The 21,292-nt window shown below is 57.0% G+C and carries 8 protein-coding genes; 6 read left to right on the top strand and 2 right to left on the bottom strand.

What is annotated here, in order from left to right:
* The first annotated feature begins 46 nt into the window (after nt 1–46).
* The 6 genes from M0G74_RS14925 (at nt 47) to M0G74_RS14900 (ending at nt 18,571) form a co-directional block, all read left to right on the top strand.
* The gene (locus M0G74_RS14925; protein WP_248219182.1) at nt 47–1,627 is read left to right on the top strand and encodes a TolC family protein; all 1,581 of its coding nucleotides are present in this window, start codon (nt 47–49) and stop codon (nt 1,625–1,627) included.
* A 120-nt stretch (nt 1,628–1,747) separates the two neighbouring features.
* Nucleotides 1,748–2,575 (top strand): efflux RND transporter periplasmic adaptor subunit, encoded by an 828-nt coding sequence (locus M0G74_RS14920; protein ID WP_248219180.1) that lies wholly within the window; start codon nt 1,748–1,750, stop codon nt 2,573–2,575.
* Nucleotide 2,576: 1 nt separating this feature from the next.
* A complete protein-coding gene (locus M0G74_RS14915; RefSeq protein WP_248219178.1) occupies nt 2,577–3,881 on the top strand; it encodes an HlyD family efflux transporter periplasmic adaptor subunit in 1,305 nt (434 codons plus the stop codon).
* 39 nt (nt 3,882–3,920) lie between these two features.
* A complete protein-coding gene (locus M0G74_RS14910; RefSeq protein ID WP_248219176.1) occupies nt 3,921–6,221 on the top strand; it encodes a hypothetical protein in 2,301 nt (766 codons plus the stop codon).
* Nucleotides 6,222–6,334: 113 nt separating this feature from the next.
* Entirely contained in the window at nt 6,335–16,855 is a 10,521-nt protein-coding gene (locus tag M0G74_RS14905; protein ID WP_248219175.1) for an isopeptide-forming domain-containing fimbrial protein, read from the top strand.
* Nucleotides 16,856–17,125: 270 nt separating this feature from the next.
* Complete coding sequence (locus tag M0G74_RS14900; protein WP_248219174.1) at nt 17,126–18,571, top strand: coniferyl aldehyde dehydrogenase; 1,446 nt, start codon at nt 17,126–17,128, stop codon at nt 18,569–18,571.
* An 83-nt stretch (nt 18,572–18,654) separates the two neighbouring features.
* Here M0G74_RS14900 and cobO read toward each other — a convergent pair whose 3' ends face one another.
* On the bottom strand, nt 18,655–19,272 hold the full coding sequence (gene cobO, locus M0G74_RS14895) for a cob(I)yrinic acid a,c-diamide adenosyltransferase (protein ID WP_248219173.1): 618 nt from the start codon (nt 19,270–19,272) through the stop codon (nt 18,655–18,657).
* Between the two features lie 108 nt (nt 19,273–19,380).
* Nucleotides 19,381–21,255 carry a TonB-dependent receptor gene (locus M0G74_RS14890; protein ID WP_248219172.1) on the bottom strand — a complete coding sequence of 625 codons (1,875 nt, stop codon included), beginning with the start codon at nt 21,253–21,255 and terminating at the stop codon, nt 19,381–19,383.
* Nucleotides 21,256–21,292: the final 37 nt, after the last annotated feature.

The following is a 21,292-nucleotide window of genomic DNA, read 5'->3' as shown; positions in this document are numbered from 1 at the left end:
GTACCGCGCCCTCAGAAGTCAATAAGTACGCTAAGGACAAAGAGATATGCGCCTGGCTCCCATTGCCACCGTCACGGCTTTTGGCCTGACACTGGCCACCCTGTCGGCCTGTTCGGTGAGACCCGTTGCCATCGACGACGCCACCATCGACCAACGCGCCAGCAGCGACTGGCAAACCGCCTTTGGCAATCAACAACCCGTCACCGGTCCCATCGACCTCAATGAGGCCATTGCCCGCGCCATTGCCTACAACATGGACAACCGCCTGAAACTGATGGAAGCGGTAGTCGCCAATCGCAACCTGCGCCTGGCCCGCTGGGACATGCTGCCGGAAATTGCCGCCAGCGCCGGTTACAACCACCGCAACAAACAGCACTTTGCCAGTAGCGAGGACGTCAACGGCAACCAGTCCCTGGCCCAGTCCACCTCCCTCGACAAAACCTACAGCACTGCCGGGTTGGAACTGTCGTGGAATGTGCTCGACTTCGGCATCAATTACCTGTCCGCCAAACAGGCCGCCGATGGGGTCATGATCGCCATCGAGCGCCAGCGCAAACTGATGCACAACGTCATCATGGACGTGGAATACGCCTTCTGGATGGCCGCCGCCGCCCAGCGCGCGCAGAACCAGTTACCGGGGCTGATCGCACAGACCCGCAGCGCCCTGGAAAAATCCCGCCAGAGTGCCGAGCGCGGCCTGCGCCAGACCGAGGCCAGCCTTTCCTATCGCCGCGACCTGCTCGACCTGATGCAGCAACTGCTGGCGCTGGAAGGCGACATGCACAACGCCAAAATGGAGCTGGCCTCGCTGATGGGCTTGCCCCCGGGCAGCGCCTTTACCGTCAGCGCCACACCCAGCGACGTATTGCGCAGCCCCTTCGCGGAAATGAGCGTGCTGGAGCTGGAGCAGTACAGCCTGCGCAACCGCCCGGAACTGCTGGAAGAAGATTACCGCCAGCGCATCGCCGCCACCGAAATTCGCAAGGCCTGCCTGCAACTGCTGCCCGGGCTGGAATTGCGCAGCGGCTACTTCTACGACGACAACAGCTACCTGCTCTACAACGACTGGGCCGAGAGCAGCCTGCGCCTGACCTGGGACCTGCTGGGCACCGTAGTGGCCGGGCGGGACCTGGTGGAATACGCCCGGGATAGCGAGCGCCTCGGCGACGTGCGCCGCGCCGCACTCACCATTGCCGTGCTCACCCAGGTCGACCTGGCGCACAGCCATGTGAAGCGCGCGCAACTCAATCACGGTTACGCGATGGAAATGGCGGATATCGACCGCGAGATGGCAAGCCAGTCCCGCGCCCGCTGGCAATCCAGCCAGGGCACCGAACTGGAAAGCATTCACGCCGCGACCCAGTCCCTGCTCTCCAGTGTTGAACGCGACGTGAGCTATGCCGACTGGCGCAGCGCCAACGGCCGCCTGAGCAATGCGGTGGGCTTCCAGCCGGAATTTTATATCGACTATCGCCAACCGCTGGAGGTGATCCGGCAACAAGTGGCCGACATGCGCACCCAGAGCGCCAGCATGGAGCTGCTGCCCATTGGCGGCTACAACCCGGAAGGAGTGGAAAAGCGCGAGGCGGAAATCCGTGAAGACGGCCAGGCTTCCGCGCACTGGTAGCCGAAAACTGATAACTGGCAACGGATAGATCTCGGAGGCCAGGGCTTCACCGGATCTCGATCGCGTGTAGTCCCGACCTCCAAGCCAAACCCTGTGGTAGATGTACGCGTGGTACCTGCAATGCAAATTCAAACTCTGGCCCAAACGGCACTTGTTCTGGTGTTGGGGCTCGCTTCATTCAGTAATGCCGAGGCCGGCGCTGAGACCAGTGCCCCGGCCAAACTCAACGCCCTCAGCCGGGTACAACTCTCAAGTGAACTCGCCGCCCGACTGACCGAAGTGCGCCTGCGCGCCGGCGACCGCTTTCAACGAGGCGACCTGCTGGCCCGTTTTGACTGCACCGAGCTCAGGGCCGAACTGGAAGGCGCTGAATCGCAACAGGCGCTGGCACGCCGGCAACTGGACGCGAACATTTCCCTGCGCCAGCTGGGCGGCAACATCAGTGAGCTGGAAATGGTGCAGAGCGAAGCGCAGCTGGCGGAAGCCAAAGCCAATGCCAAGGTATTGCGACACCGCAACAGCCACTGCGAAGTGCGCGCGCCGTTTGACGGTTTTGTGGTGAGCCGCTCGATAGAGCCCCACCAGCGAGTAGAAGTAGGCGCGCCCCTATTGGAATTGGTGGACAATCGCGGGCTGGAAGTAGAAGCCATCATTCCCTCCGGCTGGCTGGAAAAACTTACCATCGGTGCGCACTTTGAAGTCACCATCAATGAAACAGGTCGCCAGTACAGCGCCGAACTGCAGCGCATAGTGCCGGTGGTTGACCCGGTGACACGCACCGTCAGGGTCATCGGCACCATCGGGCAGCCGCAGGAAACGGGTGCCAGCGGATTCAATCCCGCACTACTGATTTCCGGCATGAGCGGCGAAGCGCGCTTTTCACTGCCGGAAAATGGCGATGACCTGCTTGCCAATGGCGCCGATCCCGCATTGAGCGGAGCCAACTGACGTGGATACCCGGCTGCTGGAAAAGCTCAACCATTTTCTCGCACTGGAGAAAAGACTGCGCGCTGCCACCGATGCACAACAGATCGCGCGCATCGCCTGCAACGACAGCCAGTCGCTGTTGCACTTCGATGCCGGTTTATTTTTTTCCGGTCGCGAGCTGAAATTGATCAGTGCCTCCAATGTCACCACGGTGGATGCCACCAGCAGCGAGGCACAGCGCTGGCGTCAGCTGGTGCGCAAACATTTCCCCGGCGCCGTCCAGCACGGGCTTCTACAGCTGGAACTCCCCCGCAGCACGGAATCCAGCAAGGATATTCAGCAGCAGACTCTCGCCCTTGTGCCCCTCGGTAGCGGCGGCGATGAGGGCTGCCTGGCACTGCTGCGCGCGCGCCCACTCTCCGGGCAGGAACAGGAAATCGTGCGCGAAGTCGCCGCGGCCATCACCCAGGCGATACTGGCGCTGCGCGGTACAAAACGGTTTTCCCTCAGGCGCTGGCTGCGTCGCCGGCCGCTGGTCATCGCCGCGGCCATTACCGCGATCTGCATAATCCCCGTACGCCAAAGCGTGCTTGCGCCGGCAACCCTGGCCGCAATTGAACCGCGCATCGTTTCCGCCCGCACCGACGGCGTGATTCGCGAAATCAATATTCACCCCAATGCGACGGTCACGGCGGGCCAGTTGCTGTTCACACTGGAAGACGCCGAGGTCACCGCAGAAATTGACCGGGTCCAACAAGAGATAGCGCTCTACCAGGAGCGCCTGCGCATGACCCGGCAATACAATTTCCAACAGGCTTCAGCCGGCCACAAACTGGCACAGGCAGAAACGGATCTGTCGATTCGCAACCTGGATCTCGATTTTCAAAAATCCCAGCTGGATAAAACCCGCATCAAGGCCGCCAGTGATGGTGTGGTGATCTATACCGATCCCGCGGAGTGGATTGGCCGCCGCATCCGCGCCGGTGAAAAAGTCATGGAGATAGTGCAACCGTCCGCGCGTCAGATTCAGATCGACCTGCCCACCGCCGATGCCATCGCGCTTCCCGAAAACGCCAGCACGGTGTTCTATGCGGAATCCGACCCACTGTCGCCCATCGAGGGACAACTGCGCTACCACAGCCTGCTGACCACAGAGGGTGAAAATCTTCCCGCTAGTTACCGCCTGCTCGCCAGCATCCAGCAGGATCGACCACAGATTCGCATCAACACTCGCGGCCACGCACGTATTTACGGTGCACGGGTGCCTCTTATCTATTATTTGCTCCGCCGACCACTGGCCGCGGCCCGCCGCTGGGCCGGAATTTAGCGGCACCAAAGGAGTACCCGAGAGGTAAGAGGTAAACCATTGCAGTCTTCGCCCTTCATCAGCCCTATTAGCCGGCAAACCGGCACCTGGCCCGAACTGCGTACAGACCTGCAGTTTCACCGGGTACAGGAAGAGGCCCAGCGGCACACCTGGATGCTGTTTGACCCACTGCGCGGGCAATACCTGGAGCTGGGTGAACTGGAAATTCTGGTATTGCAGCAGTGGCATCTCGGCTGCGAGAAAAAAATTGCCGAGGCGATCGCTCGGGATCACGGCTGCGGACTTTCTCCCCAGCAGGTTGCCGCGGTGCATCGCTTTGCCGTCGACAACGAGCTGCTACAGACCGACAGCGAAGCGCTGTCACAAAAACTCTCTTCCGTCAGTCCGCAGCAACAGCGACTTATGCAATTGCAGCGGGGTATTTTCTGGCGACGCCCGCTATTCACACCCGACCTCAGTAGCCGGCTGTTGTTACCCCTGGCCCGCTGCACCGATACCCGCAGCTTCTATGTGCTGCTTGCCGCGATAGCCGTTTTCTGTACCGTCTCAGTGGGACAGCACTGGGCGGAATTCCTCGCCTACTTTAATGCCAGCTGGAACGCCCTCGGCGCCCTCACTTTTTTCTGTTGTTACCTGCTACTGAGCCTGTTTCACGAACTGGGCCATGCCAGCGTGGCCAGACTCTACCGGGTACGCGCCAACAGTATCGGGGTCGGATTGATCGCACTGATGCCCATCATGTTCAGTGAAATTACTGACGCCTGGCGGCTTCCCAGAAAAGCGCGGTTACATATTTCCGCCGCCGGTGTAATTTTCGAAGCCACCCTCGGGATGGGCGCCGCGGTAGCCTGGTGCCTGCTGGACGATGGCCTGTTGCGATCGCTGACGTTCTACCTCTTTACCACTTCACTGGTCACTACATTACTCATCAATGCCAATCCATTGATGAAATTTGACGGCTACTACCTGCTGAGTGATTTCACCCGGGAAAAAAATCTGCAACAGAGTGCCACCAGCACGTTTCGCAACTGGGTCTGGTCACAGCTGCTGCAAGGACAACCGAAACTCGTCGGACGCCGCCAGCGGCTGCTGGCGCTGTTCGGCTTCGCCAGCCTGCTATATCGCATTGTGGTATTCGCCACCATCAGTTACGCCGCCTACCAATTGCTGTTCAAGGCCGCAGGCCTCGCTCTGTTTCTGCTGTGTATTTTTTTGCTGCTGGCTATCCCCACGTATCGGGAAGCGAGCGCATTTTTCAATCACATGAAAAAACAGCAGGCCCTGCGTCAGGGCAATCCCAAGCCGTCGCAACAGGACACTGCCATGGAAAATACTGTTCCGGAGCATTCAACCAGCGAGCAACCGGATAATGTCTCCACCAGTAGTCGCAATCGCTTGCAACAATTGAAGCAGACCCTGCAGCTATTGAACCCCTGGGTAACCGGCACCCTGTGTATTTTGTCCGTCCTGCTGCTGATCCCTTTGCCTTGGCCGGTACAGCTCCCGGCCAGCACTTACTTTGCCAGCCAGCAGAAAGTCATGGCGCCGGCAGGCGCCGTTCTGCAATCCCTGGCCGTGGCGCCGGGCACGGCAGTGAGCGCCGGCAGTGTCATTGCCGAACTGCATGACAATGAATTGGACTACCGCATCGCCCGCACCCGGCAGGAATTGAAATTACTGAGCCACCGCCAACACAGCGACGGCTTTGCGGAAGAGCTCGACGTGCTGGACGGTGTTTATTTACAGGACTTACTCAGCAAACAACAGTTACTGCGTGCGCTGGAAACCGAAAAACAACAGCTGCAGATCATCGCCAGCAGCTCCGGCACCGTCGACTGGATGCTACCGGGGCTGGCACCGGGACAATACCTGGACGTCAACCAGCTGTTTATCGCCATCGCCGACCGCAGTAGCTTGCGGGGCCACGCCTATGGCCAGCCGCAGCAACTCAAGCGCTTGCCACACACCTCGTCCGCGGCGAAACCAACAACCACACTGACCGGCAGGCTTTTTGTTCCCGGCCGCTGGCAGCCGCTGCCTGTCACCGTAAATCGCGTTGAACAGATCGCGTCGCGACGTATTCAGGACCCGGCGCTCAGTTCCGAACACGGCGGCCCACTACAAGTGCTACCCGATAATCCGGAGCGCAGTGCCGAAGCATTGCACCTGGTCAATTTCGAGTTACAGGCTGCCAGTGACACGCCAATGGCGACGGACGACCACTCCATCGCCCGATCCCAGCGCACCGGTACCCTGGTGCTGTTCGGTGAACCTGTCAGCCTGATTCAACTGTTTGTCGACCGGGTAGCCGGTGTAGTGATTCGCGAAAGCGGTGTTTAAACAACGCTTAAACAGCTCTTAAATAGCTATTTAACAACTCTGCAGTTAACACAGAAATTTCTCGTTCGGCCCGGAAGGCCAGCGCCAGAAAACCACAAGGAAAGAGGTATCCCATGGAACTCAATGAGTTTTCCAGATCATCCCTGGCCCAGGCGATCAACCAGCAGGGTCGCCAGCTCACCAGCCTGCGCCGCGTGCTGGAAAAGCGGGTGCTACTGGATGCTTCCGTGGCGGCGGATATCAGCCATTCCGCCAGTGATACTTCAGGCCCGGAAATTGCCGAAAGCGCGGACGCGAAAAACGGGCACGACAATTCCTATAGCAATCCTGATAACAAATCCGACAACAACGGCAGCCAGGACAGCACTGCAGAAGGGTTTGCGCTGGATGCAGGTCAGCGCCAGGAACTGGTCGTCATCGACCTGCAACTAAACGATGCCCAGGCTCTGATCGATGACCTGGTCCAGCAGGCCAGTAAAGTGACCGAAGAGAACGGCATTCTGCACCTGGCCATCGGCGAGCGCAGTGTCAGCCTGCTGACGCTGGATGCCAGCGATGGCCTGCAGACGGTGACGGATTTCCTCGCCGACAGCGGCCAGACTTTTGATGCCATTCATCTGATCTCCCACGGCGGTGCCGGCGGTATCGACGTGGGCGGGGAGGAGCTATCCCTGACCAGCCTTACCGCCACTGAAGACGGCAATCACAGCGCACAGCTGCGAAGCTGGGAAAGTAGCCTGAGCACAGATGCCGACATTCTGCTGTACGGCTGCAACACCGGCTACAGCCTTACCGGCGAACGCTTTATCGATCAGATTGCCAGCCTCACCGGTGCGGATGTCGCGGCCTCCGACGATGCCACCGGCAGTGCACTGCGCGGTGGCGACTGGGAGCTGGAGCAACAGAAGGGGGAAGTGGAAACCGATATTGTTTTTTCCAAACTATTGCAAGGCACCTGGGAAGGGTTGATGGTGGCCACACCGGGTGCCACGGTGGATGCGCCCAGCGAAGATTTCATCAATGAGTCCACGGACATCGGTATCTCTTTTGAGAATGATGGTGATACCGTGGGCTATGGTCCCTTTATTGATGTGGTTACCGGCCCGGGGATGACCGTTGACAGCACCAGTGGCCTGAATGGTGCCAATGTCGAAACCTATACCTACGAAAATGGGCAGTGGGTCGATAGCGGTGGCAATCCCGTACTGTTCCACCCGTTCGACTTCAACCAGACAGGCGCTATTCCCCTGCCACCGGGCGAAGAAGGTTCCACCTGGTATGCGATTCAGCTGCCCTTCGGTTCATACTCTCCCGATCAGCCTTCTTTTGATTTCGATGTGTCGGTCATTCTGGATGAAGCCGCTGGTGCCATGGTTGGCGTGCCCATCCCGGTTTGGGTAAGACCTGGCTTTGCCTACGGTAATGACCCGCTGAACAACCCTGACACCGATCCCCCCATCGTATCCAACCCCATTGAAACCACGGTCACGCCCACAGTGATTGAAGTGGAAAAAACGGCACAGGATGGCGATGGCGATAACAATTCCATTGGCGATGACGGGGAAACGGTTACCGGTCCCAGTGAGCCCGTTGTCTGGCGCGTGAATGTGGATATCGCGAATCTCTCCACCGTGGAAAATCTGGTAGTCACCGAAGAGGTGCCGAACAATTTCTACTACGTTCCCGGAAACGTGGTGGTCACCGATTCCGGTGGCAACCCCCTCAATGTCACCATTACCGAACCGCCAGAGGGGGCGAACAACGGTTCTGAACTGATCATCGAGTTTAACGACCCTATTACTGGCACACTCGCCACCAATGATATCGTCATTACCTATACCGGCTATGTGCCCGACGTGGATGCCAACGGCGATCCCATCGTGATTAATGACGGCGCCAATGATGCGATACGCAATGAGGTATCGGTTACCGGTGAATATCAGGATCAAACCATCAGTGACAGTGACGATGCCATCATTACCGCGGTCGCCACGGCGCTGCAAAAAGATGTGGTGCTTATTGATGATGTGGGTGGAACAGGTATTACTCCCGGTGACCGTTTGCAATACACCCTCACTCTCGAAGTGTCGGATTATATTCGTCTGACAGGCCTGCTGCTGACGGACTCTATTCAGGACGGCCTTGAGGTTGACCCGGATTCATTTAACTTCGAAATATTTACCAACGGTAATACCTTCGGTCCGGATGCGATTGGTAGCGGCAATTTATCGGTAACGGAAAATGGTGGCGATGGCAGTACCGATGTCAGTATTGACTTATCCCAGGAACTGATCGACCGCTCAATCAGCCCCAACGGCGGACTGAATGGCGACCTGTTCCAAGATACCGCCGTCGATGGCACCACTACCGTCACCATCACTTACGAAGCCACCGTTCGCGAAACCTACCTGGCCACCGGGGACGCGGTGAATGTTTACGATGTAATCAACAACCAGGCCACTATCACCGGAAGCCTTGACTCCGCCAATGGACAGGACGTCAGTAACAGTGGCAATGAGAATGTGCAGATTGATGGGGCGGATTCCGGTAAAAGTGTCTATGCCATCGATGGCAGTACCGATCCAGCAGATCTCGGTGAGGTTAGTGTCGGGCAGGCAGTTACTTTTGCCATTGATATTGACTTAGGCACCCTTGATAGTGAAGGGCTAACCATCACTGACTATCTGCCTCAACCAATATTCGATGCCATCACACCAAGCTTTATCGATACAGCTGAAGGTACCAATGTACCTCCGGTAAATTTTTGGGGTTTTGGACCGGCAACGGATTTTGATAACTGGCCGCCTGGTTATTTAGAAAGCGTTAACGTTTCAGTCTCCGCAGATTCCACAAATAACTCCATAACCTGGAGCTTTGTTCCGATTGAGCAGATCGATTCCGCGGGCGGACATGTACAGCTGTTATTCACCGTAGAAGTCAATGACCAACCATTTACTGATGGTCTATTTTTTACCAATGTGGCTTCGATTAATGTCAGTGGTACCGAAGAAACGGTAACGCTACCGCCAGGCAACGCCCAGATCGAAGTAGTATCTCCAGAGATTAATGTCACTAAAGGTGTCATTTCTACCGGTGACGGCGGCGGTACCTTTGACCCCGCCCCACCCGGACCTGTCACTTTTGATCCGGCCGGTACTCCCGATGGAGGAGGCCCGCCTTGGACCGGCGATATCACCAGCGACAATCTGGATACTAACCCCATCGACTCCAACCTCAGTGACATCGATGCCGGCGATACCGTACGTTTTGCGATAGTGGTGGAAAATACCGGTGGTTCCGATGCCTTCAACCTGGTTATCAGCGACACCCTGCCGGATGGTTTCGCCATTCCCCCCGGAGGACTCAACCTCCAGGTATTCACCGGCGACGGCAACCCCATCGGCTTTACCGGTGACCTGTTCACGGGCGGCATTACCCTGGACGATCCTTCTGCTGATGAGGGTGCACTCAACGAGGGCCGCGATCCCGACACGGGCCCCACTACCGATGGCAGTAACGTCATCATCATTACCTATGACCTGATTGCCACCGACGCGGTACAACCCGGGCAGGAAATTGTGAACACCGCACAGCTGGAAGAGTACGGTGGTGTAGACGGAGGTAATGACTACACCGAGGGCAATACGGATATTGATTGGCAGGATGATGCCACGGTAGAAGTGAAACAAAACACCGTGGACAAGACCCTGAACTCCACCAGTATCGTCACCCCAAATAACGATGATACCGAGGCCGTAATCGGCGAAACGGCTATTTATACGCTGACAATAGAAATTGCTGAAGGCGTTACACCCAGTGCATCCATTCTCGACACCCTGGATCCTGGCCTGCAATTCGTCGAGCTTATTTCCGCAACTTCGTCATCGGCCGATATCCAGAATGCGGCTGGCGACCCGTGGAGCCAAGCGGATTTGATTGTTACCCCGAATGGTCAACAGGTGGATTTTGACCTCGGCGACTTAACCAATGTAAACCGGGACAACACCGTCACAGAGAGCATAACCATCACCTACCGAGTGTTGGTGCAAAATATTCTTTCTAATCAGAGTGGCGTCCAGCTCAATAACCGCGCGCAATTTTCCTGGGACAGCACCGACGATGGCGTCGACAACCCTACAATTAACGATACAGACTCCGCTGAAAATATCACTGTTATCGAGCCAGACCTGCAGGTAGTTAAATCCCTGACCAACACGCCGCAACCTATCGATGCCGGTGATGCGGTGCAGTACACCATTGTGATTTCCCACTCCGCGTTTTCCGATACCGATGCGTTCGACGCAATTTTTACCGATACACTGCCTCCAGAGCTCACTAACGTCGCGATAGCAAGTGCCACAATCGATGGAACCCCCGTGCCGGCCGGACTATTTGTTGTTAACGGCAATACCGTTTCAACAGCACCGGGGCAGTCCTTTGATCTTGAACTGGGCCAATCCCTAACGCTGGTGATCGACGCTACGGTCGTTAACGATGTCGTTCTGGGTTCAGTCGTCACCAATACCGCGACCGTTGACTGGGAAAGTATTGACGGCGATGACCCCAACGAACGTACCGGTGAGGATGGTACTGGCGGTTTAGATGATTACGAAACCGATGGCAGTGCCCAATTTACCGTTGCCAATGTGGTGGCAGGAAAAAGCATTCTCAGCAGTTCTTTGGAAAATAATTTTAATGGCGTGACCGAAGCGGTAATCGGCGAAGAAGTCACCTACCAGGCGAGCTTTGAAATACCTGAAGGGGTAGTACTTAACGCCCAAATCCTGGACACCCTGCCCGTGGGCATGGAATTTGTCAGTTTTGACGAAATCATTGTCGCCGACGATATTACGTTGGTGCCAGCGGATGGGCTCGGTGCGCCAATTGTTACCGTGAATGGCGACGGCACTACCACCCTCAATTTCGGTTCGGCATCCGTTATAAACACCGGTACCGATGACGTTACGGACCTGATTACCATCGTCTACACCGTAAGGGTAACCAATGTCGACTCCAACCAGGCCGGCACCCTGCTCACCAACAATGCGCAGTTCATTACCGATGACAGCACCACCGAGGCTTCTACGACCGTTACTGTCATAGAACCACAATTGCTTATCGACAAGGTGGCCGATGTCACCAGTGGAGATAACGGCGATCAGGTTACCTACACTATTACCGCCACCAATCCGGACGATGGCAGCAGTACCACCGCCTACGATGTCATCTTCACTGACCTGCTACCCGAAGAACTGGACAACATCAGTTTCACAGCCACGCTGGAACTGGGCGGGGCCACTTCCGATGTCACCGGCTTTTTCAACTACGACAGTGGCACCAACCAGCTGGTCCTAAACCCCCAATCCGAACTGGATATTATCCCCGGCACCACGGTCACCATTACCATCACCGGAACCCTGATCAATACCGTTGCCGGTAGCGATATCGTCAACGACACAGACCTGCGTTGGAGCAGTCTCGACGGCGATGACGATAACGAACGGACTGGCGAAGACGGCGAAGGCAATGATCTTAATAATTACGCCGTAAGCGATGATGCGGTAATCACCGTCAACACGCCGACGGTGGATAAAGTGCTGGTGTCCACCTCGCAAAACGATGATCTCAATGACGATACCGAGGCCACCATCGGTGAGATTGTTACATTCTCGGTGACGATCACACTGCCCGAGGCCACGCTCATCGGCCAGATCACCGACAATTACGGCCCCGGTTTTGAATTTATTGACCTTGTCAGCGTCACTGCGAGCGACCCGGATGCGATTATCCTGGACCCCGGTGCTGTTACCGTTATTGATGACCCAGCCAACAACACGATTGGACTGGATTTCGGTACCCTGGTGAACACCGATACCGACAACTCGACCCTCGAGACGATCACCTTTACCTACCGCCTGCGGGTCACCGACATCCCGGCGAACGTGGATGGCGTTACCTTGAGTAATGATGTCGAGTTAAATTACGACACAGACGGCGATGGCAGCCTGGATGGCAATGCCAATAGCAGTGCATCGGTGGATGTCGTTGAGCCGCTATTGCTGATCGACAAACAACTGCTCAGTCCCACTCCGCTGACCCTTGGCGGTCTCGCGCAGTACCAGATTACGGTACAACTGGATCCCGCCAGTGGTGCTGATGCCTACAACGTAGTGCTTCAGGATGCGCTGCCACCCTATATCGCCTCGGTGGAAAATGTTCAGATTGATGTTACCGGCGGCTCGCCCACCATCATCGACAACTCCATCGCAGACCTGTTGCTACTAGATATCAGTGAAATCGACAGCACCACGGTCATTACCATCACCATTGATGCCAGGGTGACCAGCGACCCCGCCGCCATAGGACAAACCACGACGAATACCACGGTTGCCGATTACACCAGTCTGGATACGCCGGACGGTGGTGACGACAGCGACATAGAGCGCGAGTACGAAGTCAGCGATGAAGTTACCGCAGATATCGAAGCGGTCGACCTGTTTATCGATAAGGACGATGGCGGCATTGATGTAGACAACCCCGCAGCACCGGGCGACACCATCACCTACACCATCAACTACGGAAACCGTGGCAACCTAGATGCCACCGGTGTGGTGATCACTGAGACTCTGCCGGACTATGTCATTTACGACCCCGCCGATAATCCCGGCTGGGTACTCAACGGGGACACTCTGACCTTTGACGTGGGCGATCTCGCTGCCGGTGAAACCGGCTCCGTCGAACTCATCGTGACCATTATCAATCCACTGCCTTCCGGTGTGGAAGAAACCAACAATACTGTGTCCATTGATGGCGATGAAAGTAACGGCGCCGATCCCACACCGGGCGACAATACCGATGTGGATGTTACGCCCATTGAAGCGGCACCGGATTATGTCATCGACAAGGTGGAGGAGTTTGACGATCCGGCCTTCCCCGGTGAAACCATCAGCTGGAGCATAACCGTCGTCAACGAAGGCAATCAGGATGGCACCGGCGTGGTAATCACCGACCAGTTGCCTTCCACCCCGTTTGTTTCTGGCTATACCGCCAGCGATGGTGGCATCGTCGATGTCGATGCGGGCACCGTGGTCTGGAACATTGGCGATCTCGCTGTTGGCGAGAGCGTGACGGTTACCCTTACCGGGATAGTGGCAGACGAAGTGCCACCGCGTATTCCCCTGCAGGTCAACGCGGCGGAAGTCACAGATGATGGCACCAATGGCCCCGACCCGACCCCGGAAAACAATGTCGATAGCGAACCCTTCGACATAACCGAGGTGGACCTTTCCATTACCAAAGACGACGGTGGTATCACCACCTCACCCGGTGGCACCGTTGTCTATACCCTGACCTACAGCAACCTTGGCACGGCGCTGGCAGACAACGTGCTCATCACCGAGACGCTGCCTCCGAATACCACCTTCGATGCTGCGAGCTCCACTGCGGGCTGGGTGGACCAGGGAGATGGCACCTTCACCTTCGACCTTGGCACTCTGGACCCCGGCGAAACCGGCACCGTGGACTTCGCGGTAATCGTCGACGACCCTCTGCCGGCGGGTGTCGAGGAGGTACTGAACAGCACCGAGATTTCCTATGATGACGGCCGCGGACCGGATCAGAATCTCGACAACAACAGTGACGATGACAATACCCCAATCGATGCACAGCCGGATTATGTGATCGACAAGATCGAGAATTTCGACGATCCCGCCAATCCCGGCGATACCATCGAGTGGACCATCGAAGTCAGCAACCAGGGCAACCAGGATGGCACCGGTGTGGTAGTCACCGATAACCTGCCCGACACCAGCCTGTTCAATTCCTTTGTCGCCAGTGACGGCGGTGTGATCGATCTGGATGCCGGCACCGTAACCTGGAATATCGGCGATCTCGCCGCCGGGGATTCGGTGAGCTTCACTCTTACCGCCGTGGTGGCAGAGTCCGTGCCCACGGTAATTCCCACCCAGACCAACACCGTGACCGTGGACGATGACGGTACCAACGGCCCGGACCCGACCCCGGACAACAACACCGACAGTGAAGATCTGGATATTACCTATGTGGATCTCGCCATCGATAAGGACGATGGCGGTGTCACCGTCGAGCCGGGCGATACCCTAGTTTACACCCTGACCTATGCCAACAACGGCACCGCGGATGCCACCGGTGTGACCATCACCGAGTCATTGCCGGAATACGCCACCTTCGATGCGGCCAACTCCACCGCCGGATGGATCGACAACGGCGACGGCACTTTCACATTTAACGTGGGCGCCCTTGCCGCGGGCGACAGTGGTAGTGTGGAATTTGCGGTGATCATTGATGAGCCGATTCCCTCCGGTGTGGAGGAAACCAGCAACACCACCAGCATCACCGACGATGGCGACAGCGGCCCGGACCAGAACACCGACGACAATGACGACGATGAAGTAACCCCCATCGACGGCCGCCCGGATTATGTGATCGACAAGATCGAGAACTTCGACGATCCCGCGCATCCAGGCGATACCATTCAGTGGACTATTACCATCACCAACGAAGGCAACCAGGACGGCACAGGTGTCTTTATTACCGACGACCTGCCTAACAGGTTATTAGTAACCGACTTCTCTGCGAGTGATGGAGGTATTGTCGATAGGGTACAAGGCACAGTGAATTGGGAAATTGGCGATCTCGCGGTGGGCGAGAGTGCTAGTGTCACACTGACCGCGGTCATTGTAGATAGGTTACCGGGTAACTTCCCACCGCAGACCAATACGGTCGAGGTCAGTGACGATGGTGCTAACGGAGCGGACCCGACGCCGGAGAACAATGTTGACTCGGAACCTTTCGATATTACCTTTGTTGATGTGGCGATCAACAAAGAGATCAACGATGAAGATGGCGTGGCATCACCTGGTGAAGTGGTTACCTATACCCTGCGATATAGCAATCTCGGCACAGAAACGGCGACAGGGGTAACCATTACCGAAACCCTGCCACAAAACACCGTTTTCGATCCAACCAACTCGACACCTGGCTGGACGCTGGTCGGAGACGAATACGTTATCGATATCGAAGACCTGGCACCGGGCGATACCGGTTCCGTACAGTTCGCCGTTATCATCGACAATCCGGTGCCGGCGGGCGTAGAGTCCTTTACCAACGTGGCGACGATTGAGGATGATGGCAACAGTGGGCCGGATCAGAACCTAGACAATAACATCTCGACTAACCGCGACAACCCTACAATAATCGTGCTTGCCGCGCCCGATTACGAAATCGATAAGATCGAAAATTTCGACGATCCAGTGAACCCCGGCGATGCCATTTCCTGGACAATCGAAGTTGCGAACAACGGCAACCAGGACGGTACCGGCGTTGTAGTCACAGATTTTCTCCCTGACACCAGCCTGTTCAACAACTTCACCGCGAGTAACGGCGGGGTGATTGATCTAGCCGCCGGTACTGTCACCTGGAACATCGGCGATCTGGCAGTGGGTGACAGCGTCACCCTGACACTTTCCGCGGTGGTTGCCGACTCAGTTCCCGCCAATGTCGGCCCACAAACCAACACCGTGGTGGTCGACGATGACGGCAATAACGGTCCGGACCCAACGCCGGACAACAACCGCGACGACGAAACCCTGATCATCGAGTTTGTGGATCTGTTTGTCGACAAGGACCACGGTGACGCAGAACCCGGCCCAACCGATACCCTGGTATATACCCTGAGTTACGGCAACGCCGGCACCGCCGAAGCCACCGGGGTGGTCATCACCGAAACCCTGCCGCCGAACACCAGTTTCGATGCCGCCAACTCCAGTCCGGGATGGGTGCAGAATGGCGATGTCTTTACCTTTGATGTCGGTACTCTCGCCGCAGGAGAAACCGGTAGCATTACCTTTGCCGTCACCATCGACTATCCGCTGGATGCTACGGTGCAGCAGATCAACAATACGGCCGAAATCACCGACGATGGCAATCACGGACCGGACCAGGAGATCGACAACAACCGCGACGACGATGTCACCGACCTGTTCAACCCCGGGCCCAATGTCGACAACATTACTCTGTCGCAACTATTCCCGGAGTACATCTATCCGCCCAGGGAGTGGGAGCGCCAACAGCCTGAATTGCACGGCCGTTTGATCTCGAAGGAAACCGAAGATCTCAGGGCGAACCTGCAGGGTGCACGTAATGGTGGCAACTTCGACCCCGGGTTTGGTAGCGCGGACGGTCGCTTCTACCCCAATGACTGGTCGCGAGTATTCAGCAACGATCTGTCTATCGACACCAGTGCCTCGGCCGGCATGGAAAAGTCCAGTCCCCTGGCACTGGACAAGGATCTGGGGCGCTACCGCGCCAATTCACTATTCGGTGATTTTGAACGGCCGGCAGCGAGTCCGGAACTGCCTGCTGGGGCAACCAACTCGGCACCGGTAACAGCGCCTCTGCCAGCACCACTCCAGTCATCGCCCTTCCAGTCGGGCCCTGGCGCCGACGAACCGCTCAACCTGATTCCAGAGCGCAGCCAGTTGCAGCGCCAGTTGGATGACATCGCCCGCGAATTGAGCGAAGCACAGGTATCGCCGCTGCTTGCCGCCTTCGCCGCGCTCAGTGCAGAGGAGGCCAGGGACAAGCCCGCCAAATAGGCGGACGGCGGACAGTCAGTAGTTCCGCCTGTCAGACGCCACAATATGTCAAAAGCCTGACCGGTTCGGTCAATTCCCACCGCAGTGGATACAGTATCCTGCTGCGGTGGGTTATTCCCGTGCCGAATTTCGAAATCCGTCCGCAAAAACCCAGAGGACAGCGGCCAGCTCCCGTACAATTTGGGACTATTGAATAAATACCCACAATAATCGCAACCAGTTGCAACCCATTGCCATTGCGTGAGTCGCAGCGTAAGTCGAGCCAACAGCATGACCGAGATCGTCGCCCCCGTAGAAAACCAGCAGACTGTGAACCTGCAGTCGCTACTGGATCAGCAACGCCAGGCCTACCTCGCCAACCCGTCACCGGACCGCGAACAGCGAGTCAACGACCTGCGCGCTCTGGCGCGGATGATTCGCGACCACCAGGACGCACTGGTACAGGCCGTCAGCGCCGACTATGGCAACCGCTCCCATCACGAGACGCTGTTTGCGGAAATCTTCCCGGCACTGGACAGTATCAAGGACACTATCAAACGTCTGAAGAAGTGGATGAAGCCCCAGCGGCGTCATATCGACTTTACCGCCTTCCCCACCTCCTCCACCAAGGTAATTCCCCAGCCGCTGGGTGTGGTGGGAGTGATAGTGCCGTGGAACTTCCCGATCAATCTGTCCTTCGGCCCCCTGATCAATATCTTCGCCGCCGGCAACCGCGCCATGGTGAAAATGTCGGAGAACTCGCGCAACCTGACCGCGCTGCTGAAGCGCATTAGCGGAGATTATTTTCCGGAAGACAAGCTGGTGTTTATCGAGGAGATAGGCGGTGTGGGGATCGAGTTTTCCACCCTCAAATTCGACCACCTGATCTTTACCGGCTCCGGCGCCACCGGGCGCAAGGTAATGGCAGCCGCCGCCGCCAACCTGACCCCGGTGACCCTGGAACTGGGCGGCAAATCCCCGGCGATTGTCGGTCCGGATTACAGCACCGACACCGCAGTAGAGCGCGTGCTCTTCTGGAAGCTGTTCAACGCCGGCCAGATCTGCACCACGGTGGACTATCTGCTATTACCGGAAGACAAGGTGGGCGACTTTGTCGAAAAAGCCAAAAAGGTCTTCAAAAAGCGCTACCCGGATATCCAGCATACAGATTACACGTCAGTAATCGACGAACGCTCCTTCCAAAGAATCTGGCAGACTCTGGACGATGCGGTACAAAAAGGGGCGACCGCCATCGACCTCACCGACGGCCAGGGCAGCCGCGACGATGTGCTGAAAAAATTTCCCGCGCACCTGCTGATCAATGTCAGTGAAGAGATGGATGTCATGCAGCGGGAAATTTTCGGCCCGCTGCTACCGATCAAAACCTACAAAAATCGTGAAGAAGTGGCCGACTATATCAACAGCGGCGACCGCCCACTGGCGATCTACCCCTTCACCAACGACAAGGAACTGCGGGATTACTACATCGACAATGTGATGTCCGGCGGTGTCAGTGTGAACAACGCAGTGCTGCATGTAGGGCAACACGATATTCCCTTCGGTGGTGTCGGCGAGAGCGGCATGGGCCACTATCACGGCTATGAAGGTTTCCTCACCTTCTCCAAACTACGCCCTGTTTTTTACCAGGGCCCGCTGGATCCGCTGAAACTGTTGATGCCGCCTTACGGCAATCTTGCAGACAAGATGATGAAGTTGATGCTGCGTTTAACCAAATAAAGTACTCGAAAGAAAATTAAAAAAAGCCGGCCCAGTTATCCTGTGCCGGCTTTTTTATTTCCATTTTTAGCACTTTCCCCGTATTACCACTCGACCCCTTTGCGCGCTGAAATACCGTTTTCAAACGCGTGCTTGTGCGATTTCATCTCCGTCACCGTATCCGCGATATCGACGAGGTACCGCTTGGCACCACGCCCGGTAACAATCACGCTCTGCTCCTCTGGGCGGTTTTTGATAGCGTCCAGCACTTCTGATTTATCCAGCCATTTGTAATTCAGTGCATAGGTCAACTCGTCCATCACCACCAGATAGACACTGTCGTCGGCCAATGCTGATTTCAGTTTTCCCCACAGGGCCAGGGCTGCAGCTTTGTCGGCCTCGAAGTCCTGAGTTTCCCAGGTAAAATCAGTGCCCATCTCATACCATTGCAGCGGATATTGATCTGCGGGCAGCTGACTCAACAGGTTTTTTTCACCGCACTCCCAGACACCCTTGATAAATTGCCCCACCACCACTTTGTAGCCATAGCCCAGTGCACGGGTAACGGTACCGACCGCCGCGGTGGTTTTGCCTTTACCGTCGCCGGTGTAGACAATCACGATACCGCGCTCGTCCAATGCCCGGGAAACGCCGGCATCGACAATTTCCTTGCGCGCCTGCATGCGTTTCTTGTGGCGCTGCTGCTTGTTGTCATCGGTCATGGAGATAACTCTCGTGCGGTTGGGAATAGCGGAAGGGTAACAAAGTTCGCACACAAACAAGAAACGGGCCGCTAGGGCCCGCTTCTTGTTTACCGGAACAGCGGCTGGTTACAGGGAGAACTGTACGCCGGCATGTACCGCAGCGCCGGCAGTATTGAATCCGGCCACTTCGCGATAATTTTCATCCAGCAGGTTTTCACCGCGCAGCGTCAGCGCCAACTGCTGGTTGAAGCGGTAAATCGCATTGAGGTCCAGCTTGTTATAGGCGTCCTGCGCCAGCGGTGCACCACCCCAAGCGGGGTTGGGACTCAGGCGGTCGTCCGCCCGCTGCCAGTTCCCAGCCAGGGTCAGGCGGTCACCCCACAAGCGGTAGCTCGCACCCAGGTTGTAGACCGTCTGTGCCACGTTCAAGCGCTGCTCGCCTGCGCTGTCCTTGCTGTCGAGCCAGGTTCCATTGGCGTACCAGCGGCCGGCGTCACCGAGATCACCGGAGAGTGACAATTCAATACCGTCGGAATCGCTCTCGCCCTCATCCTGTGCGTAGGCGCCCCAGGCGGAGCCCAGGCCATTCACATACACAATGGCATCGGTCACTGTCTGCTGGAAGGCCACCAGTTCGAGTTGCAATAGATCGGCATAGGCGTATTCCACCCCCAGTTCGTAGCCGCGGCTGGTTTCCGGGCCTACCGCGTCCACGCCGCCGACCACGTTGGTAGAAACTTCGTAAGGGCTGGGCGCACGGAAGCCGGTACTGGCGCTGGCACGGTACTTGATCTGCTGATTCTCACCAAGCAGTTGCGGCAGTGCAGCGGAAACCCGCCAACTGTTGTTGCTCTCTTCTTCCAGGCGATCGCGACGGAAGCCCACGGAATAGAACAACTTGTCCGCCAGGTCCGAGCGCCACTCGCCGTAAACACCCAGTAGGTCAATCGACTGGCCATCGAAGTCGGACTGGAATTCCTGCTGATCAAGATCCGCGCCCCAGGACAGGGCGCCGCCGGCCAGGGCGCTGTTGCCACCGTAGTTCACTTCTTCGATGGATCCATCCACCGCATAGCTGCTGAAACCTTCAGCCAGGCTATCGCGTTCCAATTCCTGGCGGGATACGGACAGGCGGTGGGCAGCGACACTGGTTTTCAGGTCTGCGCCTAGCTGATAAGTGGTCTGGGTATAGATATCCAGGCAGTCGGAGGGATCGGTCAGCGCGAAGCAGTTATCGAATTCGGTTTCCGCATCGGTCTCGCGGAACTGTCCATCCACAGAAAAGTTTTCGCTGAAGGTGTATCCCAACTTGGCGCTGACGGTCTGGTTATCGTAGCCATCGCGCTCGCCGCTGGTATCACTTTCCCGCGCATTGAATCCGTCGCTGTTCAGCTGGCTCAGGTTGAGGCCATAACTCCAGCTATTCAACTCGCCGCGCAGGGACGCCTGAGCGCGGTCGGTGCTGTAGCGGCCGCTTTCACCACTGAGCTGCAATTCCAAAGGCTGACGTGCGCGTTTGGTGATGATGTTGATCACACCGCCGGCACCGGCGCCGTACATCATGCCCTGGGGGCCGCGCAGCACTTCGATGCGCTCCACATCACTGGACAGCAGATGTTGGAACTGAGCGGTAACCTGGGTGTTGGTGGGGTCGGCCACATTCACCCCGTCCACCAGCACCAGGGTGCGGGAACCGGCTTCGCCGCGTACATAGATATTGCTGACTTTGCCGAGACCGCCGTTGTTGGCCACGGAAATACCCGGCAGAGTTTTCACCACATCCAGCAGGGTACTGTAACCGAGCTTTTCGATATCCGCCGCGGTCAGTACCGATACCGATACCGCAGTCTGCGCCTTGGGCACTTCCACCCGGCTGGCCGTTACCGTGATTTGCTCAAGATTATCAAGGTTGTTCTCGATGCTATTTTGAAGATTGCGTTCGTCCGCAAGAGCAGATTGCGCGACCAGCGCGACGGCGCCGGCGAGAATAGTTTTATGCATGGAAAGCCCCAATCAGAAAAATGGTCGATTGAGGGAG

Source organism: Microbulbifer sp. CAU 1566 (assembly GCF_023156515.1).
In the GTDB taxonomy this organism is placed as follows: Bacteria; Pseudomonadota; Gammaproteobacteria; order Pseudomonadales; family Cellvibrionaceae; genus Microbulbifer.
Note: the sequence above shows the minus strand (reverse complement) of the source record. Positions and strands in the feature narration are given on the sequence as shown.